At 74.3% G+C, this 21,875-nt stretch carries 21 protein-coding genes; 6 read left to right on the top strand and 15 right to left on the bottom strand.

Annotated features, from left to right (window positions below; all coding sequences use genetic code 11):
* Nucleotides 1–77: 77 nt before the first annotated feature.
* Nucleotides 78–1,187: a 3-deoxy-7-phosphoheptulonate synthase gene (locus tag GSF02_RS09970; RefSeq protein ID WP_159795403.1), complete on the bottom strand. Its 1,110-nt coding sequence runs from the start codon at nt 1,185–1,187 to the stop codon at nt 78–80.
* Between the two features lie 322 nt (nt 1,188–1,509).
* Here GSF02_RS09970 and GSF02_RS09965 point away from each other — a divergent pair, with 322 nt between their 5' ends.
* Complete coding sequence (locus GSF02_RS09965) at nt 1,510–2,010, top strand: NUDIX hydrolase (protein WP_159795400.1); 501 nt, start codon at nt 1,510–1,512, stop codon at nt 2,008–2,010.
* Nucleotides 2,011–2,230: 220 nt separating this feature from the next.
* Nucleotides 2,231–4,846, top strand: a complete 2,616-nt coding sequence (locus GSF02_RS09960; protein ID WP_235915491.1) for an immune inhibitor A domain-containing protein — start codon at nt 2,231–2,233, stop codon at nt 4,844–4,846.
* A gap of 165 nt (nt 4,847–5,011) precedes the next feature.
* Here the strand turns inward: GSF02_RS09960 and GSF02_RS09955 are convergent, their stop codons facing one another.
* Nucleotides 5,012–5,746: a glutamine amidotransferase gene (locus GSF02_RS09955; RefSeq protein ID WP_159795394.1), complete on the bottom strand. Its 735-nt coding sequence runs from the start codon at nt 5,744–5,746 to the stop codon at nt 5,012–5,014.
* 130 nt (nt 5,747–5,876) lie between these two features.
* Here GSF02_RS09955 and GSF02_RS09950 point away from each other — a divergent pair, with 130 nt between their 5' ends.
* The gene (locus GSF02_RS09950; RefSeq protein ID WP_235915490.1) at nt 5,877–6,839 is read left to right on the top strand and encodes a bile acid:sodium symporter family protein; all 963 of its coding nucleotides are present in this window, start codon (nt 5,877–5,879) and stop codon (nt 6,837–6,839) included.
* A gap of 2 nt (nt 6,840–6,841) precedes the next feature.
* Here the strand turns inward: GSF02_RS09950 and GSF02_RS09945 are convergent, their stop codons facing one another.
* The 5 genes from GSF02_RS09945 to GSF02_RS09925 are packed head-to-tail and all read right to left on the bottom strand — an operon-like array spanning nt 6,842 to nt 10,953.
* Complete coding sequence (locus tag GSF02_RS09945; RefSeq protein ID WP_159795388.1) at nt 6,842–7,660, bottom strand: ABC transporter permease; 819 nt, start codon at nt 7,658–7,660, stop codon at nt 6,842–6,844.
* On the bottom strand, nt 7,657–8,685 hold the full coding sequence (locus GSF02_RS09940) for an ABC transporter ATP-binding protein (RefSeq protein ID WP_159795385.1): 1,029 nt from the start codon (nt 8,683–8,685) through the stop codon (nt 7,657–7,659). The genes GSF02_RS09945 and GSF02_RS09940 overlap by 4 nt, the downstream gene beginning before the upstream one ends.
* Nucleotides 8,686–8,720: 35 nt before the next feature.
* Nucleotides 8,721–9,503: a hypothetical protein gene (locus GSF02_RS09935; protein ID WP_159795383.1), complete on the bottom strand. Its 783-nt coding sequence runs from the start codon at nt 9,501–9,503 to the stop codon at nt 8,721–8,723.
* Nucleotides 9,500–10,510: an ATP-binding cassette domain-containing protein gene (locus tag GSF02_RS09930; RefSeq protein ID WP_159795380.1), complete on the bottom strand. Its 1,011-nt coding sequence runs from the start codon at nt 10,508–10,510 to the stop codon at nt 9,500–9,502. Before GSF02_RS09930 ends, GSF02_RS09935 begins: the two co-directional genes overlap by 4 nt.
* Nucleotides 10,511–10,512: 2 nt before the next feature.
* A complete protein-coding gene (locus GSF02_RS09925) occupies nt 10,513–10,953 on the bottom strand; it encodes a GntR family transcriptional regulator (RefSeq protein ID WP_159795377.1) in 441 nt (146 codons plus the stop codon).
* On the opposite strand from GSF02_RS09925, the gene GSF02_RS19105 reads away from it, so the two are divergent.
* Together GSF02_RS19105 and GSF02_RS09915 are read left to right on the top strand one after the other, a co-directional pair.
* Nucleotides 10,952–11,848 carry a DUF6318 family protein gene (locus GSF02_RS19105; RefSeq protein ID WP_328799015.1) on the top strand — a complete coding sequence of 299 codons (897 nt, stop codon included), beginning with the start codon at nt 10,952–10,954 and terminating at the stop codon, nt 11,846–11,848. The two genes, GSF02_RS09925 and GSF02_RS19105, sit on opposite strands and share 2 nt — an antisense overlap.
* Nucleotide 11,849: 1 nt before the next feature.
* Nucleotides 11,850–12,812, top strand: a complete 963-nt coding sequence (locus tag GSF02_RS09915; RefSeq protein WP_159795371.1) for a hypothetical protein — start codon at nt 11,850–11,852, stop codon at nt 12,810–12,812.
* Between the two features lie 25 nt (nt 12,813–12,837).
* Here the strand turns inward: GSF02_RS09915 and GSF02_RS09910 are convergent, their stop codons facing one another.
* The 5 genes from GSF02_RS09910 to GSF02_RS09890 form a co-directional block, all read right to left on the bottom strand.
* Complete coding sequence (locus GSF02_RS09910) at nt 12,838–13,191, bottom strand: SdpI family protein (RefSeq protein ID WP_159795368.1); 354 nt, start codon at nt 13,189–13,191, stop codon at nt 12,838–12,840.
* A 112-nt stretch (nt 13,192–13,303) separates the two neighbouring features.
* Nucleotides 13,304–14,428 carry an aspartate-semialdehyde dehydrogenase gene (locus GSF02_RS09905; RefSeq protein WP_159795365.1) on the bottom strand — a complete coding sequence of 375 codons (1,125 nt, stop codon included), beginning with the start codon at nt 14,426–14,428 and terminating at the stop codon, nt 13,304–13,306.
* Between the two features lie 6 nt (nt 14,429–14,434).
* Nucleotides 14,435–15,772: an aspartate kinase gene (locus GSF02_RS09900; protein WP_159795362.1), complete on the bottom strand. Its 1,338-nt coding sequence runs from the start codon at nt 15,770–15,772 to the stop codon at nt 14,435–14,437.
* A gap of 130 nt (nt 15,773–15,902) precedes the next feature.
* Nucleotides 15,903–16,361 carry an OsmC family protein gene (locus GSF02_RS09895; protein ID WP_159795359.1) on the bottom strand — a complete coding sequence of 153 codons (459 nt, stop codon included), beginning with the start codon at nt 16,359–16,361 and terminating at the stop codon, nt 15,903–15,905.
* A 129-nt stretch (nt 16,362–16,490) separates the two neighbouring features.
* Nucleotides 16,491–17,267: a TSUP family transporter gene (locus GSF02_RS09890; RefSeq protein ID WP_159795356.1), complete on the bottom strand. Its 777-nt coding sequence runs from the start codon at nt 17,265–17,267 to the stop codon at nt 16,491–16,493.
* 172 nt (nt 17,268–17,439) lie between these two features.
* Here GSF02_RS09890 and GSF02_RS09885 point away from each other — a divergent pair, with 172 nt between their 5' ends.
* Nucleotides 17,440–19,068 carry a GGDEF domain-containing protein gene (locus GSF02_RS09885; protein ID WP_159795353.1) on the top strand — a complete coding sequence of 543 codons (1,629 nt, stop codon included), beginning with the start codon at nt 17,440–17,442 and terminating at the stop codon, nt 19,066–19,068.
* 36 nt (nt 19,069–19,104) lie between these two features.
* Here GSF02_RS09885 and GSF02_RS09880 read toward each other — a convergent pair whose 3' ends face one another.
* From GSF02_RS09880 to GSF02_RS09870, 3 genes are all read right to left on the bottom strand, one after another.
* Nucleotides 19,105–20,172 carry an ABC transporter permease gene (locus GSF02_RS09880; protein WP_235915489.1) on the bottom strand — a complete coding sequence of 356 codons (1,068 nt, stop codon included), beginning with the start codon at nt 20,170–20,172 and terminating at the stop codon, nt 19,105–19,107.
* Between the two features lie 106 nt (nt 20,173–20,278).
* Nucleotides 20,279–21,199, bottom strand: a complete 921-nt coding sequence (locus tag GSF02_RS09875) for an ABC transporter ATP-binding protein (protein WP_159795350.1) — start codon at nt 21,197–21,199, stop codon at nt 20,279–20,281.
* A gap of 87 nt (nt 21,200–21,286) precedes the next feature.
* A complete protein-coding gene (locus GSF02_RS09870; RefSeq protein ID WP_159795347.1) occupies nt 21,287–21,856 on the bottom strand; it encodes a DUF5063 domain-containing protein in 570 nt (189 codons plus the stop codon).
* Nucleotides 21,857–21,875 lie beyond the last annotated feature (19 nt).

Here is a 21,875-nt window from a genome sequence, read left to right as displayed (position 1 = left end):
ACGCTCGGCGCCGGCCCCGATCGCGCGTCGTCCCGCCGACCAGGGCCCGGCCCCACGGAGCGCCAGGCCGACCGGGCTCAGGCCTCCCGGCGCGCCCGCACCGCCGCCGCGAGCTCGCGCAGCAGGCCCTCGGTGGTGCCCCAGTCCATGCACTTGTCGGTGACGGACTGGCCGTAGGTGAGGGTGTCGAGCGGGCCCGGCTTCTGGGCGCCGGCCTCGAGGAAGCTCTCCATCATCAGGCCGCTGACGCCCTGCTCCCCCGCCGCCAGGCGCCCGGCGATCTCCCGCACGACCTCGGCCTGGCGCACGTGGTCCTTGCCGGAGTTGCCGTGCGAGGCGTCGACGACGACGCCCGCCTCGACGGCGCCGCCGAGCCCGGAGCCGCGGGCCACCTCGAGCGCCGCGGCGACGTCGGCGGCGGAGTAGTTGGGGCCGCCGCGCCCGCCGCGCAGGATCACGTGGCAGTCGGGGTTGCCGGCCGTCTCGACCGCCGCCGCGCGACCCTCGGCGTCGGCCCCGAAGAACGTGTGCTCGCTGGCGGCGGTGATGCAGCCGTCGACGGCGATCTGCACGTCGCCGTCGGTGGCGTTCTTGAACCCGACCGGCATCGACAGGCCCGAGGCGAGCTGCCGGTGCACCTGCGACTCCGCGTTGCGCGCGCCGATGGCGCCCCACGTGACGGCGTCGGCGATGTACTGCGGGCTGGTCGGCTCGAGGAACTCGGTGGCGGCCGGGACGCCGGCGTCCAGCACCCCGAGCAGCACCTCGCGCGCGAGCCGCAGGCCGTGGTGCACGTCGTGCGTGCCGTCCAGGTGCGGGTCGTTGATCAGGCCCTTCCAGCCCACCGTGGTGCGCGGCTTCTCGAAGTACACCCGCATGACGACGACGAGGTCGTCCGACAGCTCGCGCGCCACGGCAGCCAGGCGCCCGGCGTACTCGAGCGCGGCCTCCGGGTCGTGCACGGAGCACGGCCCGACGATGGCGATCAGCCGGTCGTCCTCGCCGCGCAGCACGTCGCGGACCTCGCGGCGCGAGGTGGTCACCAGGTCGCTGCGGCGGGTGCCCAGCGGCATCTCCGTGCGCAGGGCGCGCGGCGCGGGCAGCGGCTCGAGCGCGCGGATGCGCAGGTCGGAGGTCTCGGCCTGCAGCTCGCGGCGTTCGGCGGCCGGCTCGGTCGTGGTGCTCATGGGGTGTCGCTCCTGGTCGTCGGTCGTGGTGCCGGTGGGTCTGACGTCGTCGTCGACGCACCGTGGTCCCGGCGACCGGAGCGGCTCGTCTGACGACGAAGGGCCCGGACCGCTCGGCGAGCGGTCCCAGGCCCTGTGCTGGCTCCGGTGGATGGCGTCGGTCAGGCGCGAGCCCGCCGAGCTCCACACGGAGCCGGCGTAAAGCGCCAATACCAACGGGTGTTCACGGACGACGACGGTACGCGGCGCGCCACGCCGCGTCCACCCGGCGTCCGGATCGTGGGAACGACGCCGTCGGGCGCCCGGGCGTAGGGTCGCTGCCATGCCGATCCCGCCGTACGTGGCCGACCTGCGCACGCGGGTCGGGACCGACCTGCTCTGGCTGCCCGGCGTCACCGTCGTCGTCAGCGACGACGCCGGGCGCGTGCTGCTCACCCGCCGCGCCGACAACGACATGTGGGCGCTGGTCAGCGGCATCCTCGACCCGGGCGAGGAGCCGGCGGTCGCCGCGGCGCGCGAGGCGCTGGAGGAGACGGGCGTCGCCGTCGTCGTCGAGGACCTCGCCGCCGTGTCCACCACGGGCGAGATCACCTATCCCAACGGCGACCGCACCACGTACCTCGACCTGCTGTTCACCGCCCGGCCGGTCTCGGCCGCGGCCGCCGCGGCGGCGCACGTGGCCGACGACGAGAACACCGACGTCGGCTGGTTCGCGCTGGACGCGCTGCCGGAGCCGCTGACGGGGTCGACGGCGCAGCGGCTGGCGCTCCTGCGCCGGTTCCAGGAGCAGGCCGACCGCGCCACGGTGTTCGTCGCGCCCTGAGGGCGGCGCGGCCGCGCCGACTGTGTTGCCCCGAGAAATTGGGGCATGACCTGCTCAGACGGCGTCCAGGCAGGGCACATGACACACATCGGAAATATCTGGCGCGCTAGTGTGACGGCGGACACGGTCGACGCGCGACACCGAGGTCGCGCCGTCGTCGGTCCACCTCGGGTCAGGGGCCCGGGGTCCGCCTCACACTGGAGGACATGTGAACCGACGCTTGACGAGCGCACTCGGCGTCACCGCGGCACTCATCGCCGCCGCGGCCGTCGCCCCGGTCACCGCGGTGGCCGCCCCTGCGCCCGACGACACCCCCGCCCAGACGTCCGAGCACGCCAAGGAGGACGACCGCCCCGACGCCCTGCGCGAGAAGCAGGTGGCGATGAAGCAGGAGGCCGCCTCGGCGGTCGCCACCGGCAAGGCCGAGGTGCAGACCCGCGGCTCGGGCCGGGCGAAGTCGAAGGTGGTGGAGGTCTCCCCCGACAAGTACGTCGAGTACGGCGTGCAGGAGACCGCCCAGCTGCTGACGTTCCTCGTGGAGTTCGGCGACGAGGCCGACCCGCGCTTCCCCGACGCCCCGGCGTCGGGCCCCGTGCACAACGAGATCCCCGAGCCCGCGGCGGACGACAACTCCACCTACTGGGAGCCGGACTTCTCCCGCGAGCACTACGAGGAGATGTTCTTCACCGGCCTGGAGGACCAGGGCGGCGAGTCGTTCGCGGGGGTCTACGACGAGATGTCGTCGGGCCGCTTCGACCTGCAGGGCGACGTGTCCGACTGGGTGACGGTGCCCTACTCGGAGGCGTCCTACGGCCAGACCGAGTCCCAGGCCGACATGACGCGGTTCATCCAGGACAGCGCCGACGCCTGGTACGCCGACCAGCTCGCCCAGGGCAAGACCAAGGACGAGGTCGTCGACTACCTGCGGTCGTTCGACGTCTGGGACCGCTACGACCTGGACGGCGACGGCATCATCAACGAGCCGGACGGCTACATCGACCACTTCCAGGCCATCCACGCCGGCGAGGGCGAGGAGGCCGGCGCGCCGGAGTGGGCCATCTGGGCGCACCGCTGGGCGGTCAACCAGGGCGGCCTCGGCGTCGACGGCCCGGCGGACTACGCCAAGGCCGGCGGCATCCAGATCGGCGACACCGACATCTGGATCCGTGACTACACGACCGAGCCGGAGAACGGCGGCCTGGGCGTGTTCGCGCACGAGTTCGGCCACGACCTCGGCCTGCCGGACTACTACGACACCCAGGGCGGCGACAACGGCACCGGGTTCTGGAACCTCATGAGCTCCGGCTCCTGGCTCGGCCACGGCGACGGCACCATCGGCACGACGCCGAACCACATGGGCGCGACCGAGAAGCTGTTCCTCGGCTGGCTCGACCACGAGACCGTGGACGTCGGCGAGGACGCCACCGTGGACCTCGGCCCGTCGTTCCACGCCACCACGCTGGGCACCCAGGCGGTCGTGGTGAACCTCCCGCCGGGCGTCGAGAAGGTCGAGGTGGCCGACCCGCACGACGGCAAGTACCTGTACTCCGGCACCGGCAACAACCTCAGCACGAGCGTCGCGTCGCCCGTGTTCACGGTGCCGGCCGACGCCGACCTCACGGCGAAGGTCCGCTACGAGATCGAGGCCGACTACGACTACGCCTACGTGGAGATCTCCACCGACGGCGGCAGCACGTGGACGGCGCTGCAGACGAACCGGTCAGCGACCGGCGAGGGCAACGGCAACACCGGCGGCGGCATCACCGGCTCGTCCGGCGACGCGTGGGTCGACCTGACCGCCGACCTGTCGGCGTACGCCGGCCAGGACGCCTCGGTGCGCTTCCGGTACGCCAGCGACGGCGGCGTCAACGAGCTCGGCTTCCTCGTCGACGACGTCGCGGTGGGCGACGCCCTCGCCGAGGACGTCGAGGACGGCGCCGCCGACTGGGTGAACAACGGGTTCGTCGTCGTCACCGACGGCACCTACGACCAGGAGTACGAGCACTACTACGTGGCCGAGAACCGCGTCTACGGCGGCTACGACGCGACCCTGAAGACGGGGCCGTACAACTTCGGCTGGTCGGTCTCGGCGCCGGACCGCGTCGAGCACTACCCGTACCAGGACGGTCTGCTGGTCTGGTACGCGAACTCGCTGTACGGCGACAACAACACCTCCCAGCACCCCGGTGCCGGCCAGGCGCTGCCGGTCGATGCCCGCGCCGACGCCCTGACGTGGTCGGACGGCTCGCTCGCCCGCGGCCGCGTGCAGTCCTTCGACGCGACGTTCGGCACGCAGAAGACCGACCCGGTCTCGCTGCACCGCGAGACCGCTGACGGGACGACCACGCTGAAGGTCGGCAAGCAGGCCGCCGTGCCGGTGTTCGACGACTCCGACCCGAACGCCTACTACGACCCGGCGAACCCGCAGGGCTCGGTGATCGTCGCCGGCACCGGCACCACCATCGAGGTGACCAAGCAGAACACCCGCAAGGGCACCATGACGGTGGAGGTGTCCGTGCCGGACGCCGAGGAGCCGCCGGCCTCGGCCCCGGCCTGGGACGCCACGACGGTCTACGACTTCGGTGACGTGGTCTCCTACGACGGCTCGACGTGGCTGGCCTCGTGGTGGACGCGCGGCCAGGAGCCGGGCAACCCGTACGGCCCGTGGCAGGAGCTCACCCCGGTCGACGAGAACGGCGTGAGCGAGTGGGCCCCGAGCCGCATCTACACCGGCGGGGAGAAGGTGACCCACCAGGGCACCACCTACCAGGCGCAGTGGTGGACCCGGAACCAGGCTCCGGGCGACGAGCACGGCCCGTGGAAGGTCGTCGACTGACGGCCGGATGACAGCCGAGCGGCGGGCAGCGCCCGCCGCGGACGACGGCGGCCGGTCACCCCTCGCGGGGTGGCCGGCCGTCGTCGTCCGCCCGGGGCCGGGCAAGCACCGCGCGACGCCGGGACACGGCCGGGCTCAGCCGGGCTCAGCCGGGCTCAGCCGGCCTCAGCCGCGGGCGTAGCGCTCCACGAAAGCCCGCAGGATCCGCGCCGGCTCGGTCACCGCGCGCGACCGGGCGCGGGCCACCACCTCGTCGTGCTCCTCGGGCCGGAAGTACCCGTAGCCGGAGTACACCTCGACGCGCTGCAGCAGCCCGTCGAGGTCGAGCTCCGGGTGGAACTGCGTGGCGTAGAGGTTCTCCTGCAGCCGGAACATCTGCACCGGCGCCCGGTCCGACGTCGCCAGCAGCACGGCGCCCGGCGGCAGCTCGCGCACCGCCTCCTTGTGCCCGACGTACGCGGCGAACCGCCGCGGCAGCGTCTTGAGCAGCGGGTCGGCCACGCCCTCGGGCGTGAGCTCCACGGTGATCGGGCCGATGGGCTCGGCGAAGGTGGTGTCGACGACGGCGCCCTGGTGGCGGCCGAGCGTGCCGACGCCGTAGCAGGCGCCGAGGAACGGGAAGTCCTGGGCGACGACGTCGTCGAGCAGGGCGGCGATCTCGCGCTCGACCCGGCGCTGGACCTCGGACTTGCTCTCCTCCGGGTCCGAGGAGCTGAAGGGGCTGCCGCCGACGATGATGCCCGACCAGTCGCGCAGGTCGATCGCGGGCATCGGCTCGCGCTCGAGCCGCACCCGGCGCACCTGGTCGCGCTCCAGGCCGCCGTACCGCAGGACGGCGGCGAGCTCGCCGTCGGCGGCGACGTCCTCCGCACGGGTCGCCAGGAGCAGGAACGGCTTCATGCGACCAGCCTACGGACGCCGGTCGCCATCTGAGACGGTGACCGGCGCCACAGTCGCCCGGGCGTACATTCGCCGCGGACGAGCCGACAGGAGGGGGACGGTCGTGCAGGTTCTCGCTGGTCTGCGCACGGTGGCTGAGCTCGCGGGGCGGTGGTTCGCCCTGCTCGTGCTGGTCGGCGCCGTGGTGGGCGTCGCGGCACCCGGGCCGAGCGCCACCCTGGCGCCGCACGTGCCGATCCTGCTCGGGGTCATCATGTTCGGCATGGGGCTGACGCTCCGCGGCGCCGACTTCGCTCTCGTGGCGCGCCGGCCGTGGGCCGTGCTGCTCGGCCTGGCGTCGCAGTTCCTGATCATGCCGCTCGCCGCGTGGGGCATCGGCCACCTGTTCGGGTTCGAGGGCATGGCGCTGGTCGGCATGATCCTCGTGGGCGCCGCGCCGGGCGGCACGGCGTCGAACGTCGTGGTGTACCTGGCCAAGGGGGACGTCGCGCTGTCGGTGACGCTCACCTCGGTGGCGACGCTGCTCGCGCCCCTGCTCACCCCGGCGCTGGTGCTCTGGCTCGCCGGCTCCGACCTGCCCGTGGGCTTCGCGGCGCTGTTCACGTCGATCCTGCAGGTGGTGCTGGTGCCGATCCTGCTCGGGATCGCCGTGCGCGCCGTGGCCGGGCGGGCCGTGCAGCATCTGCTGCCCTACCTGCCGCTGGTCTCGGTCGTCGGCGTGGTGCTCGTGGTGGTCGGCGTCGTGGGCGCCAACCAGCCCGCCATCGCCACCACGGGCGTGCTGATGGCGCTCGCCGTCGTGCTGCACAACGGGGCCGGGCTCGGGCTGGGGTACCTGGCCGCCCGCGCCGCCGGGCTGGACGAGTCGGCCCGGCGAGCGGTGAGCGTCGAGGTCGGCATGCAGAACTCCGGCCTGGCGGCCAGCCTCGCGACCACGCACTTCACGCCGCTCGCCGCGCTGCCCGCCGCGCTGTTCTCCGTGTGGCACAACATCTCGGGCGCGCTCATGGCGACGTACTGGGCCCGCCGGCCGGTCGCCGCGGACGACGCGGCGTCCGCACCCCGGCGGGGCGCGGACGCCGTCGCGCCCTGACGTCACGACCAGCGGAACAGCCTGACCCCCAGGGGCAGCAGCACCGCCGTCCACGCGAGCATGACGACCAGCTGGAAGGCCGGGAACCCGTCGCCGAACCAGCCCTCGGTCATCGCCTGCGAGGCGGCGCCGAGCGGCGTGAGCCGCCCGACCTCGCGCAGCACGTCGGGCATCACCGGGCCGGGCGTCCACAGGCCGGCGAGCATCAGGGACGGGAAGTAGATCGTCATCCCGATCGCCGACGCCGTCGTGCCGCGGGCGGCCCGCGCGGCGACGAGGGTGCCGAGCGCGAACATCGCCGCGACGGCGAGCACGAAGGCCAGCAGGACCACGCCCAGCTGCTGCGGGGCGACCGCGTCGAATACCAGGGCGCCCACCACCACCGCCAGGAGCGAGGCCACCAGCGTGGAGCCGAGGTTGATGCCGAGGTGGGACACGATGAGGGCCTGCGGCCGCATCGGCGTCGTGGCCAGCCGCCGCAGGACGCCCTTCTCGCGGAACGTCGCGAGCGTCACGGGCATCACCGTGAGCGCCGAGGTGGCGATGGCCGCGGCGAGCACGACCGGCACGTAGAGCGCCACGGGCGTGAGGCCGCCCCACGGCGGCGGGGCGTCGGTGATCACGTCGCGCATGCCCGGGACGACGAAGCCGACCCCGAGCAGCACCACCGTGGGGAACGCGAGGCCGAAGAACACGGCGCCGGCGTCGCGCAGCCACACCACGGTCTCGGTGCGCAGCAGGCGGCCGAGGCCGCGCCAGCCGGCGGCGGCGCGGGGGCGGGCGACGACGAGGGGGGACGGGGACGGGGCGGCGGCGGTCATGACCGGTCTCCTCGGTCTGCGGTGGAGGTGAGCTCCCGACGGCGGCCGGCGCCGTCGGCGGTGCGCACGGCCCGGGTGCCCGCGGCGTCCGGGTCGTAGGTACGGCCGGTGACGGCCACGAACACGTCCTCGAGCGTGCGCGAGACGGTGCGCACGTCGTCGGGCAGCACGTCGGCATCCGCGAGGGCCGGCACGACGGCGAACAGCACGCGGCGCGTGCCGGTGACGGCGGTGACGCCGCCGGCGTCGGCGACGGAGTGGACGTCTGCGTGCGACGCCGCGAGGCGCGCGAGCACCTCGCGGCCGCGCGCGGCGTCGGCCTCGGGCAGCCGCAGCTGCACCGTGCGGGTGTCGTCGATGCCGTCGATCAGCTCGGGTGGCGTGCCGGCGGCCACCACGCGGCCGCCGTCGATGACCACGAGCCGGTCGCAGAGGCGCTCGGCCTCCTCCATGAAGTGCGTGACGAGCAGGATGGTCACGCCCCGCGAGCGGACGCGCTCGACCAGGTCCCAGGTGTTGCGGCGGGCCTGCGGGTCGAGGCCCGTGGTGAGCTCGTCGAGCACCGCCACGCGCGGGTCGCCGACGAGCGCCAGCGCGATCGACAGCCGCTGCTTCTGGCCGCCCGAGAGCTTCGCGTACTGCACGCCCTGGTGCTGCGCGAGGTCGAGCAGGTCGAGCAGCTCGCCGACGTCGGCCGGGCGCGGGTAGAACGACGCGAAGAGCCGCACCGCCTCCCCGACCGTGATCTTGTCGTGCAGGGCCGACTCCTGGAGCTGGACGCCGAGCAGGCCGCGCACGGCGCCGGGGTCGGCCTGGGTGTCGACGCCGAGCACGCGCGTGGTGCCGCCGTCGGCCTGGCGCAGCCCGGCGAGGCACTCGACGGTCGTCGTCTTGCCGGCCCCGTTGGGGCCGAGGATGCCGAAGATCTCCCCCGGCTGGACGGCGAACGACACGTCGTCCACCGCTACCTTCTCGCCGTAGGTCTTGCGGAGGTGGGCGACCTCCACGACGGGTGTGGCACTCATGGTCGTCTCCTCGAGGTGGTGGAGGCGGGTGGGGGTCAGGACGGCGGACGCAGCTGCACGCGCTGCAGCTGCGCGCGCAGCCAGCCGGCCGCGACGAGGGCCGCGAGCAGCGCGCCGAGCAGCCCGGCGACGACGGCCGTGGAGCCGTCGAACGGCAGCCGCTCGCCCAGCGCCTCGCTGGCGCCGGTGCGGGTGGCGGTGCCGACGAGCGCCAGCAGGGCGATGCCCGGGAGGACGAGCACCGTGCCCAGCCACGCGCCGTGGCTCTGGTAGCCCATGCCGATCGCGGTGCCGACCAGCGAGTACACCGCGCAGGCCAGCCCCTCGGCCGCGGCGTGGACCACGGTGGTCGCGGCGCCGGCGGCCGGCAGGCCCCCCGGGCGCTCCCAGTCCCAGCCGAGCGCGCCGAACAGCGCCTGCTCACCGAGCGTGGCCACGCCGTAGCACGCGGCGTAGGTGAGGCCGACGACGACGGCAGCGGCGGCAGCGGCCCGGAAGAACGAGCGGCGGGTGCCGCCCGCGGCGAGGTGCACGACCACCAGCGACGCGGTGGTGGCGATCCCGAGCGCGAAGGCGAACCACCGGGCGCTGTAGCTGGCGCCCGTCAGCACGCCGCCGCTCATGACGCCGTCGTTGGCGCGCACCAGCAGCGGCACGACGACCATGACGAGGGCGAAGACGACCCAGAACCCGAGGGCGAACAGGACCTGGCCGCCGGCGAGGTAGTCCCAGGCCTGGCGGAAGGCGCGACGGTCGGCGTCGCGCACGACGGCGGCGCGATCGACGGCGGGGCGGGCGGTCGGGGCCACGGCGCTCATCGCAGCGCTCCTCTCGGGACGGTCTCGGACTCCGGCGCGCCGGGGCGCGCCGGGGCGGCGTGGTCGGTGAGGCGCACGAACAGGTCCTGCAGCGGCACCGCCCCGACGGCGACGCCCGCCGCCTGCGCGGCCGCGACGACGTCGTCGGGCAGGGCGCCGGCCAGCGTGACCTGCACGGTGCCGCCGAGCTGCTGGCGGTGCAGCACCTCGCGGCCGGCGGCGAGGCGCTCGACGGCGGCCGCGGGGCCGGTCAGCGAGACGCCGCGGGAGCGCATCTCGTCGGCCGTCTCCGCGATGAGGACGCGACCGCGGTCGATGACCACGACGTCCTCGAAGAGCCGCTCGACCTCCTCGACCAGGTGGCTGGACAGCAGGATCGTGCGGGGGTGCTCGGCGTAGTCGGCCAGCAGCTCGTCGTAGAAGGCGTAGCGCGTGGGCGCGTCCATGCCGAGGTAGACCTCGTCGAAGATGGTCAGCAGGGCCCGCGACGCCAGGCCGATCGTGGCGCCGACAGCGGAGCGCTTGCCGCGCGAGAGGGCGGTGGGCTTCTTGCGGGTGTCGACCTCGAAGCGGTCGAGCAGCCGCTCGGCCAGGTCGGCGTCCCACCCGGGGCGCATGGCGGCGTAGTACTTGAGCGCCCAGGACACCTTCTCGTCGTCGACGACGTCGCCGCTCTCGCGGACCAGCAGGGTGCCCGAGGTGACCCACGGGTTCTCCCACGGCTCCTCCATCTGGCCGGTGGGCCCGACGCGGACGGAACCGCTGGTGGGCCGGGTGAAGCCGGCGAGGAGGGACAGGAGCGTGGTCTTGCCGGCGCCGTTGCGGCCGAGGATGCCCGTGATGACGCCGGGGCGGATGGCGAGGGTCGCGCCGTCGAGGGCGGTGGAGGAGTCGCTGACGTGGGTCGTGCCCGCGGCGACGTCGATGTCCCGGCGACGGCCGAAGCGGACGACGACGTCGTCGACCTGGGCAGCGAACGGCGGCAGCGGGGGCAGGGGCGGTGGCATGGTCACGGGCCCTTCGGGTCGGGATGGGTTAGGTGGTCGCGGACCGGGCCGGCGGGGGCGGGGCGTTCGTCGGCGGGGCCGGCGACGGAGCCGGAGCGGCCGAGGACGTACGCGACGACGTCCGCGGTGGGGATGCCGAGGATGTCGGCCTGGGCGAGGGCCGGGTCGAGGACCTCGTCGAAGTAGCGGCGACGGTGCTCGCCGAGGAGCTTCTCGCGGGCGCCCGGGGCCACGAACATCCCCAGGCCCCGGCGCTTGTACAGCAGGCCCTCGTCGACGAGCTCGGCGAACGCCTTGGCCGCCGTCGCCGGGTTGATGCGGAACGTAGTGGCGAACTGCGTCGTCGACATGACCTGCTCCTCCTCACCGAGCTCGCCGGCGAGCACCTGCGCGCGGATCATCTGCGCGATCTGCAGGTAGATCGGCTCAGGTCCGTCGAACATGCGCTTGCCTCTGGGGTGTCGTGGCGGGTGCCGCCGCGAGTGCGGCGGTGGCTCTGTGGTTCATTACTCGACTAATGAACCACAGAGGCTGGTGTGGGCACAAGAGTTTCCGGGGAGGAGCTGCGGTGGCAACGCGCGGACGCCGAGCGCCGTCAGCGGCGCCGTGGGGCTGTCCACAGGCCCCAGGCGCTCCGGATGGCGATCCTCTATCGTGGCGATGTTGTCGCTGCCGTCAGGGGGAAGCCACGACATGATGCGCACCTGGACCCAGGCCCGGAGCCGCGGCCGGCCACGAGGGTGGGCCGCCATCGCGGGCGGGGGCCTTGCGACGATGCTGGCCCTGGCCGGTTGCTCCGCCGACGATCCCGACTCGCCGCCGCCGCCCTCGTCGAGCGCCAAGGCGAGCGCGAGTGCGAGCTCTTCGGAACCCCCGTCACCCTCCCCGAGCGCCTCGAGCGTCGTTGTCAAGCCGGAGCGGCCGGCAGAGATGGACGACGACGGCGCCGCCGGCGCTGAGGCGGCCGCGCAGTACTTTCTCCAGTTGCGCCCCTACATCATGCAGACCAACGACACCGCCGAGTGGGAGGCGATGTCACACCAGGCGTGCGCCCCTTGCGCCCAGGGGCTCGAGCAGGCCTCGAGAATCGCCCAGCGCGATGACACTTGGGAAGGCGGGGCAACGCAGACCCGGCTACTGCACGCGTATGAGCAAGACAGTGCCACCGGCCTCTGGCCCATGGACATCGAAGTCAACGAGGCCGCCGCCACCGTGACGGACTCCGCTGGAAACACCGTTTACGAGCAAGACCCACGCGTAAGTACCGCCCGCGTTGAAGTGGGCCGTCGTGATGGGCGGTGGGTTGTCGTGAACGTGGCTCAGCCACCGGAGCAATGACATGAACGCTCTTGCAATCGCCAGCACGTTGATCCTAGGAGTAGCGCTCGCACCACCCGAGACGGATTACTCCGGCTGGGCAGACAATTACACAAAGGAAGTTTTCGCCGGTGCGACCGGAAAGGCATCGAGCGACGAAGCAAGTGGTGGCGGTCAATCGTCGGCCGCTTCTAAGGACAAGTACTTCCGCGCCGACGCCAAGACCTGCGCCATCGGCGATCTCGACATGCTCGTCGACATCGTCACCCAGGCGGGCACCTGCGCCGAGGGCTACGCCGAGACCGTGGTCCCCGCCCCGTGCGAGGACGGCACCTACCAGCTGGACGCCCTCTGGGTGCAGCGCGTCCAGGACGACGGCTCCTACGCCCCGGCCGAGCAGGTGAGCGAGGACCAGTGCGTCACGCCCGGCGACATCCGGGCGGAGGCCGAGCGCGCCTTCCGCTCGATGCGCGTCTCCGCCCCGCCGGTCACCCTCCAGGGCGGCGAGCCGCTGCTGGTGAACGTGCGCTACCCGGCCTACACGACCGCCGCGGCGCAGGAGCAGGACGTCACGCTGCTCGGCGTCCCGGTCACGATCCGGGCCGAGCCGGTCGAGTTCGCCTGGGACTTCGACGACCCGCACTCCCCCGGCGGCGGCACCCTGGTCACGTCGGACCCGGGCCGCCCCTGGCGGGACGGCGACCCCACCCCTGACGAGTCCTGGGTGGGCCACACCTACACGCGGCTCGGCGAGCCCGGCAGCGACGCGGGCTCGGCCGTCGACGACGCCGGGAACACCTACCGGTCCGGCGTCACCGTCAGCCTCGCCACCACGTGGGAGGGCAGCTTCCGCATCGCCGGCAGCACCGACTGGACGCCGATCGCCGGGACGATCACCACGACCAGCGCCGGCGAGCCGGCCACGGTCACCGAGGCCCGGACGCAGCTGGTCTGCGACGACCTCGCCGGCTCCGCGACCTGCTGACGCCCTGCCGCACGGGACCTGTGGTTCAGTCGGCGACCGCGTCGGCCGCGCGGTCGGCCGCGCGCCGGGCGAGGAGCGCCACCACGATCACGACGCCGTAGCTGCCCAGCACCACCGCGTGGCCGAGCGCCTCAACAGCGCCCGCGAGCTGGACGACGAGCAGGCCGAGGGCGCCGGCCGCGCCGACGGCCGCGAGGCCCACGAGGTGTCGCGCCGCGGCCGCCTGCCCCGCCGCCCATGCGGCGTCCGAGCGCTGCGTGCGCCGGGTGCGCACGCCGACCGCGCCGTTGCGCGGCAGCCGGCCAGCGCGCTGCAGGCGCGCCAGCACGGCGGCGACGACGGCGACGAGCACCAGTCCGATCATCGGCGGCACGAACACGCACGGCTCCTCTGCGTCGACTCCGCTTCGTCGAAGCGGCGGGGGACGATCGCCGACGGTGCGCGGACGGGCGGCGCCGGCCCTGACGAGGCCGGCGCCGCCCGGACCGGGCTCAGCCCTCGGTGAGCTCCTGCGGCACGCCCGCCTCGGCGGCGTCGAGCGCCGCCAGCTCGGCGAGGTCGGCCGCCACGAGCTCGGCGATCTGGATCGCGTTGAGCGCGGCGCCCTTGCGCAGGTTGTCGTTGGACACGAACAGCACCAGGCCGCGCCCGTCCGGCACCGACTGGTCGGTGCGGATGCGCCCCACGAGCGACGGGTCGATCCCGGCGGCGGCGAGCGGCGTCGGCACGTCGGCCAGCTGCACGCCCGGCGCGCCGGCGAGCAGCTCGCGCGCCCGCTCCGGCGTGATCGGCTCGGCGAACTCGGCGTGGATCGCCAGCGAGTGGCCGGTGAACACCGGCACGCGCACGCAGGTGCCGGCCACCGCGAGGTCGGGCAGCCCGAGGATCTTGCGCGACTCGTTGCGCAGCTTCTGCTCCTCGTCGGTCTCCCCGGACCCGTCGTCCACGAGCGACCCGGCCAGCGCGACGACGTCGAACGCGATCGGCGCGACGTACTTCTCCGGCGCGGGCAGCTCGACGGCGCCGCCGTCGTGCGCGAGCGCCTCGAAGTCCTGCCCGACGGCGGCGCGCACCTGCGAGGCGAGCTCCTGCACGCCGGCGAGGCCCGAGCCGGAGACGGCCTGGTAGGTGGCCACGCGCAGGCGCTCGAGCCCGGCCTCGTCGGCCAGCGGCTTGAGGACCGGCATCGCGGCCATCGTGGTGCAGTTCGGGTTGGCGATGATGCCCTTGGCGGCCTCGCCGATCGCCTCGGGGTTGACCTCCGAGACCACCAGCGGCACCTCGGGGTCCAGCCGCCAGGCCGACGAGTTGTCCACGACGACGGCGCCCGCCTCGGCGAACCGGGGCGCGTGCTCGCGCGACGTGCCGCCGCCGGCCGAGAAGATCGCCACGTCGACGTCGGCCAGGTCCTCGGTGGCGGTCGCGGCGACGTCCTCCACGGTGACCGGCACGCCGGCGAACTCGATCGTCTGCCCCGCCGAGCGGGCCGAGGCGAAGAAGCGGATCTCCTTGACCGGGAACTCCCGCTCCACCAGCAGGCGCCGCACGACGCCGCCGACCTGGCCGGTGGCGCCCACGACGGCGAGGTTGACGCCGTTCTCGCTGATCTCAGCCATCCCGCGTCACCGCCCAGTCCCGGCGTAGACCACTGCCTCGCCCTCGGAGGAGTCCAGCCCGAACGCGTGGTGCACGGCGCGCACGGCCTCGTCGAGCGAGTCGGCGCGGGTCACCACGGAGATGCGGATCTCCGAGGTGGAGATCATCTCGATGTTGATGCCGGCGTCGCGCAGCGCGCCGAACAGCGCGGCGGACACGCCCGGGTGCGACTTCATGCCCGCGCCGACCAGCGACAGCTTGCCGATCTGGTCGTCGAACTGCAGCGAGGCGAAGCCCAGCTCGTCCTGCACCGACTTGAGCGCGGCCATCGTCTGGGGGCCGTCGCCCTCGGGCAGCGTGAACGAGATGTCCGTCAGGCCGGTCTGGGCGGCGGACACGTTCTGCACGATCATGTCGATGTTCGCGCCGGCGGCCGCGACGACCTCGAAGATGCGGGCGGCCATGCCCGGCACGTCGGGCACGCCGACGACGGTGATCTTGGCCTCGCTGCGGTCGTGCGCGACGCCGGAGATGATCGGGGCTTCCATCTCTGCTTCCTTCTGGGCGGCCCCGTCGCCGGCGGCGCGAGCCACGGCGGGGGCGGGGGCGTTGGGGTCGATGCGGTCGCCGTGGGTGCCGACGACGAGGGTGCCGGCGGCGTGCGAGAACGAGCTGCGCACGTGCACGGGCACGCCGTAGCGGCGCGCGTACTCGACGCTGCGCAGCGCCAGCACCTTGGCGCCGGACGCCGCCAGCTCGAGCATCTCCTCGTAGGTGAGGCGGTCGATCTTGCGCGCGGCCGGCACGATGCGCGGGTCGGCGGTGAACACGCCGTCGACGTCGGTGTAGATCTCGCACACGTCGGCGTCCAGCCCCGCGGCCAGCGCGACCGCGGTGGTGTCCGAGCCGCCGCGCCCGAGCGTCGTCACGTCGTTGGTCTCCGTGGTGACGCCCTGGAACCCGGCGACGATCGCCACCTGGCCCTTCTCGATCGTCTCGCGGATGCGCGACGGCACGACGTCGACGATCCGGGCCCGGCCGTGCACCGCGTCGGTGATCAGGCCGGCCTGCTGGCCGGTGAAGGACTTGGCCTTGACCCCGAGGTTGGTGATCGCCATCGCCAGCAGCGACATCGAGATGCGCTCGCCGGCGGTCAGGAGGATGTCGAGCTCCCGCTGCGGCGGGAGGGGGGTGATCTGGGCGGCCAGGTCGAGGAGCTCGTCGGTGGTGTCGCCCATCGCGCTCACCACGACGACGACGTCGTTCCCCGCCCGCTTGGCCTCGGCGATCCTCTTGGCCACGCGCTTGACGCTGTTCGCGTCGGCGACCGAGGACCCGCCGTACTTCTGCACGACAAGTGCCATGCTCGCTACTTTCTGTCGCCGGCCTCCGTCTCTCTCAACGGTCCGCCGGGTGCTTGCAGGAACGCTCGATGGTAGGCGCCGGCCGCCCGGGCGGTCGAACCCGTCTCACGTGCGGGCGTCGCGAGCGTCGTCAGGCCGCGTCGACGACCTTGACCTCCAGCTCGACCGGCACCGCGAGCGAGTTCGCGATGTAGCACTCCTCGTGCGCCTCGTGGGCCAGGCGCTCCACCGTCGCGTGGTCGGTGCCCGGCGCCACCTCGACGACCACGGCGAGCCGGATCGCCGTCAGGCGCGGGCGCTCGAGCGACAGGTCGAGCGTGCTCGTGGCGTCGTCGGCGTACCCGCGCACGTCGACGCCGGCCCGCGCGGCCACCGCGAGGAAGGACAGCAGCTGGCACGAGCTGGCCGCGGCGACCACGAGCTGCTCAGGGTTGAGCCGCTCCGGCGAGCCGCGGAACGCCGGGTCGGCGCTGAGCGCGAGCTCCTGCTCGGCCGGGGCCGCGGCGACCGCGTGGTCGCGCGAGTACGCCCGGTAGCCCTCGCCGGTCGAGCCCTGCCAGGTCAGCCGCGTCGCGTAGGTGTGGGTCATGACGGCGACGGTACCGGTGCACGACCCTGGCGGGCCGGGCACGGCACGCGCCACGCTGTGACCGGCGGGCACGACTGGTGACCGCCCCGCCGCGACGGCGGCCGGCCACGCGCAGGGTGGGGCGCAGCGTCAGGCTCCGGTGACGACGTCGTAGCCCAGGCGGCAGATGAGCACGCCGACCACCACGACGAAGACGACGCGCACGAACCGCGAGCCCTTGGCCACGGCCATGCGCGCGCCGACGTACCCGCCGACGAGGTTGGCGGCACCCATCGCCAGGCCCAGCGGCCACACCACGTGCCCGGCGGGGACGAAGAAGATCAGCGCGCCGAGGTTGGTCGCGAAGTTGGCGATCTTGGCCAGCGCGGAGGCCGGCAGGAACGCGTACCCCAGCGCGCTGACCAGCGTGATGACGAGGAACGTGCCGGTCCCGGGGCCGAGCACGCCGTCGTAGAAGCCGATGACCAGGCCGATGGCGGCCGCGGCCCAGCGGTGCCCGTTGCCCTCCCAGCGCAGCCGGGTGTGCTCCCCGAGCGACGGCTTGACGATCGTGTAGACCGCCACGGCGACCAGGACCACGAGGATGATCGGCTTGAACGCCGACGCCGGGATGTGCGACGCCAGCGCCGCGCCCCCGACCGCGCCGACCAGCGCGGCGAGCGCCAGCGGCCCGGCCGTGGTGAAGTCCGGCTTCACCCGGCGGGCGTAGGTGATGGCGCTGGTCGAGGTGCCCATGATCGACCCCACCTTGTTGGTGGCCAGCGCCTGCACCGGGCTCAGCCCGGGCACCAGCAGCAGCGCGGGCAGCTGGATCAGCCCGCCACCCCCGACCACCGCGTCGACCCACCCGGCGGTGAGGCCGGCGAGCAGCAGCAGGACGAGGGTGAGCAGGTCGATGTCGGGCACCGGGCGATCCTGCCACGCGGCCCGCGCAGGACGACGGCGCGGTCCAGGGCGCTCCCCGGCGTCGCCGCAGGCCGGGCGCCCGACCCGCCGCCGGCCGGGTGAAGTCGGCGCGGCGCGCTCAACGCGGGTGCGGGGCTGCCGATGACGGGGACAAGCGGTTTCCCCTTCAACCATGAGTCGATCCGAGGTGACGGCGGTGACCCACATCGATGCCGATGACGCCGGGCCCGCCCCGCTCTCGACCGACGACCTCACGGCCCTCGAGGCGGAGGTCGCGGAGGTCGAGCTGCTCCCCCGGGTCGACGCCTCCGGGGCCGCGGCCCGCGCCGAGCGCCTGCTGCGGGTGGCGCGCGCCCACGGGCTGACCGAGCTGGAGATGCGTGCCCAGCTCGCGCAGGCGGAGGTGCTGCAGCGCGACGGCCGGCTCGGCCCGGCGGGCAACCTCGCGCAGCAGGCGCTGCGGTGGGCCACCGAGCACGGCGCCACGCTGGTGCTCGCGCGCGCCCACTACGTGCTGCAGCGGATCTTCCTCGACCTCGGCGACCTGTCCCGCGGGCTGGAGCACTCGCTGCGCGCCGTCGAGCTGCTGGACGAGCGGGCGTCCGCGCCGATGCGCCTGGACCACCTGTGCCGGCTCGGGGACGCCCTCGGCCTCAACCGCGACGTCGAGGGTGCCCGGCGGCGGTACCGCGAGTCGCTCGCGATGGCCGTCGAGCTCGGCGACGTCGACCGCGAGCTCACGGTCGTCAACAACTGGGCCTACATCGAGGCGCAGCACGGGGACGCCGAGACGGCGCTGGGGCTGTCCACGCGGCTGCAGGAGCTCTCCGCCGCCCAGGGGCGCACGCTCACCCTCGGACGCCTGGACACCGTGGCGCGCGCCCTCATCCGCATGGGCCGCCTGGCCGAGGCCGAGGAGGTGCTGCAGCCGGCCACCGACCCCGAGTTCCGGCGCTTCGACGCCGACGGCGACGCGGGGGCCGAGGGACTGCTCGCCCTGGTGCGGGTGCAGCGCGCGCTGGGCAGGCTCGACGAGGCGCAGCGCAACCTCGACGTGTGCGTCGGGATCTGCGAGGAGCTCGGCCTGGGCACCCTGCGGGTGGAGGCCAGGGAGGAGCAGGCGGAGCTGCACGCCGCCGCCGGCGACTTCGAGGCCGCCTTCCGCGAGCACCAGGCGTACGCGCGCGAGGCGCTGCGGCTGCAGTCGGACGAGCGCGACGCCCGGGCGCGCACCCTGCAGGCGGTGTACGAGACCTCGGAGGCCCAGCGCCAGAGCCTGCGCTACCGGGAGCTGTCGCTGCGCGACCCACTCACCGGCCTGTACAACCGCCGGTTCGTCGACGAGGAGCTGCACCTGCTGCTCACCGCCGCCGCGGGCCGCGGCGTCCCCGTGGCCGTCGCGCTGCTCGACCTCGACCACTTCAAGGCCGTCAACGACCGGTGCTCGCACGAGGTCGGCGACCAGGTGCTGCGGGCCGTGGCCGACCTGCTCGAGGAGGCCGCGGCCGAGGCGCCCGAGGGCTCGTTCGCCGCCCGGATGGGCGGCGAGGAGTTCCTGCTCGTGCTGGCCGGGGCCGACCGCGCCGCGACCGCCGCCCTGCTGGAGGACCTCTGCGCCACCATCCGGGCCTACCCGTGGTCGGCGCTGACCGGCGACGTGCCGGTCACGTCGAGCATCGGTGCCGCGAGCGCGCCCACCGTGCCGGTGCCGACCCCCGCGCAGCTGCTCTCCAGCGCCGACGCCTGCCTGTACCGCGCCAAGCGCGCGGGCCGCGACCGGGTGGTCTGCGACCTGGTCTGAGCGCCGCCCGTCCCGACGTCGGCCGGGCGCCCGCCGTCACGCCACGCGCGTGCCTCGCGGCAGGCTGTACGCCGGGATGCGCAGGCGCCGCACCGCCACGGCCACCGCACCCAGGCCGAGCAGCAGGTGCAGCCCGAGGCCCCACGGCCACACGGGCGCGGTCGAGAGCTCCGGCGTCTCCACGGGCGAGGCGGGCGCGCTCGCCTGGCCGTCCGCGTCGAACGAGACATGCATGCCCGTGCACCAGTCGACCTCGTCGGCAGGGCCGGTGCGGGCCGCGCGGACGCCCGTCTGGATGAGGGCGAGGGGATCCGCCGACGTCGCGGCCGGGTCGTCGATGTCGTACGGCGGGACGGGCTGCACGTCCGCCACGACGACGAACGGGTTGGCGGCCAGCAGCCACCAGGTGCGCTCGGTGTGCACCTGGGTGGTCTCCACGGTCTGCCACTCGCAGACCGGCGGCTCGTCGGACTCCCAGTCGTAGCCCTGCTCCACGTCCCACGCCCGCACCTGCTCCTCGGCGGTGATCGCCGGCACGGTGAGGCCGAAGACCAGCAGCGTGCCGACGCTGAGCGCGCCCGCGACGAGGTAGGTGAGCACGCCCGAGCCGGACGTCTTGGTCACGAGCGCCGAGAAGCCGAGCCCGATCGCGCACACGACGCCGAGCTCGAGCGCGAGCACGGCGAGGGTGGCCAGCAGCAGCAGCGGGTTCAGCCCGCCGGCGAGGATCGCCCAGACGATGAACGGCACGCTGGCGACGAGGAAGGCCAGCGCGGCCGCCCAGGCGGCGAGCAGCTTGCCGACGACGATCTCCGCGGGCGTCAGCAGCGTCGCCTGGAGGGTGGCGAGCGTGCCGGCGTTGCGGTCGCCGTTCACCGCGGCGGACGACAACGTCGGCGCCACGATCAGGCCAAGGAACAGCACGAAGAACACGACGATGCCGAAGATCGAGGAGCCCAGACCGAGCCCGTCCCCGACGTCGCCGAGGGCGCCCACGGCCAGCGCGGTGATCGCGCCGACCACGACGAACCACACGACGAGCGCGACCTTCCAGCGCGTGGAGCGCAGCCGCTGGCGCAGCTCGAGCTGCGCGACCGTGCGCACGCCCTGCCACGTCAGGCGCCAGGTCGCCCCGACGCCGCCGCGGCGGCGCGGCGGCGCGGGCCGCCCGACGACGGCGGGCGGACCGCGGGGTCGACGGTCTGCGTGCTCATCGCCGCTCCTCCTCCAGGGCCAGGTAGGCCTGCTCCAGCAGCCCGCCGGCAGGGGCCAGGCTCGTGACCGGCACGCCGGCGGTGACGGCGTCGCGCAGGAGCGCGGCGGCCGCGGCGTCGCCGGCGAGGTCGACGTGCACGGCGCCGTCGTCGGCCGCGACCGCGGGGACGCCCGCGGCGGCGAGCCAGGCGCGCAGCGCGGCCGCGTCCAGCGCGGCGAGGCGCCAGCGGCGCCGCTGCTCCTGCGCCGCGGTCACCGACTGCGTGGCCACGGTGCGCCCGCCGGAGAGGAACACGGCGTCGTCGGCCATCTCGTCGAGCTCGGTGAGCACGTGGGAGCTGACCAGGACGGTCCGGCCGCGGGCGGCGAGCTCGCGCACCAGCACGCGCAGGTCCACCCGCGAGCGCGGGTCGAGGCCCGAGGCCGGCTCGTCCAGCAGCAGCACGTCGGGGTCGTGCACCAGCGCGCGGGCCAGGCCGAGGCGCTGCTTCTGGCCGCGGGACAGCACGTGCGCCGGGGCGTCGGCCAGCTCGGTGAGGTGCACCAGATCCAGCAGCTCGGCGGCGCGGGCGGCGCCGGCGTCGCGCGGGAGGCGGTAGGCCGCGGCCACGGTGGTGAGCACCTCGCGCGCCGTCAGGGAGTCCCACGTGCCGAAGACGTCGGGCATCCAGCCCGTCCGGGCCCGGGCCTGCGGGCCCTCGGTCACCGGGTCGAAGCCCGCCACCGACACCTGCCCGGCGTCGGGCACGAGCAGCCCGGCGAGCACGAGCAGGAGCGTGGTCTTGCCCGACCCGTTGGGCCCCACGAGCGCCGTCACGCGGCCCGGGCGGGCCTCCAGCCGCACGTCGGCCAGCGCCTGCACCTCGCCGAACGCCCTGCGCACGCCGACGGCGTGGATCCCCCTGCTGGACTCCATGGCCCGGACGCTACCGGCCGGCGGGCGGGGCCGGGCGGACCCGCGCGGGTGAAGCGCCCGGGACCGTCCGGCGCCCGGCGGCGCTGGTCAGGAGTGCAGCGCGTCGTACTCGGCCTCCTGCGCGACGTCGTCGGCGACGTCGAGGCGCAGGTGCGCGAGCACGCCGTGCAGCACCCGGACGGCGCTCGCCGCGCGCTCGCCCCACGAGGACAGGTAGGAGAACTGCCACCACCACAGCGCCTCGAGCTCGTGCCCGTCGTCGTAGTGCTGCAGGCCCTTGGCGAGCTCCTCGACCACCGCCGCGAGGTCGCCCGAGAGCGTGGCGGGCCCGGCCTCGGCCCCGAGGACCGGGTCGACGATCTCGACGTAGTCGTCGAAGCCGTCGAACATCCGGGCCAGCGCGGCGCGCAGGGGGTCGACGTCGGTGTCCGGCCCGGCGTCGGGCTCGAACCGCTCCACGGGCACGACGTCGGTGATCGCCGCCAGCTGCGCCCCCGCGGCCAGCAGGTCGCTGGTGGCCAGCAGCAGCAGGCTCAGCTCCGCGCCCGGGTACGCGCCCGAGGCGACCTGCGTGGTCGTCGACAGGAACGCGCGCACGTGGCCCTGGGTCTTCTCGGCCACCTCGCGCAGGTCGCCCGCCACCTCGATCTCGCCCACGCGGATCCCCCCAATCTCG

Origin of the sequence: Puerhibacterium puerhi, assembly GCF_009846865.1 — a bacterium.
Taxonomy (GTDB): Bacteria; Actinomycetota; Actinomycetes; order Actinomycetales; family Cellulomonadaceae; genus Puerhibacterium; species Puerhibacterium puerhi.
The sequence above is the reverse complement of the archived record's forward strand: the minus strand, read 5'-3'. Positions and strand labels throughout refer to the sequence as shown.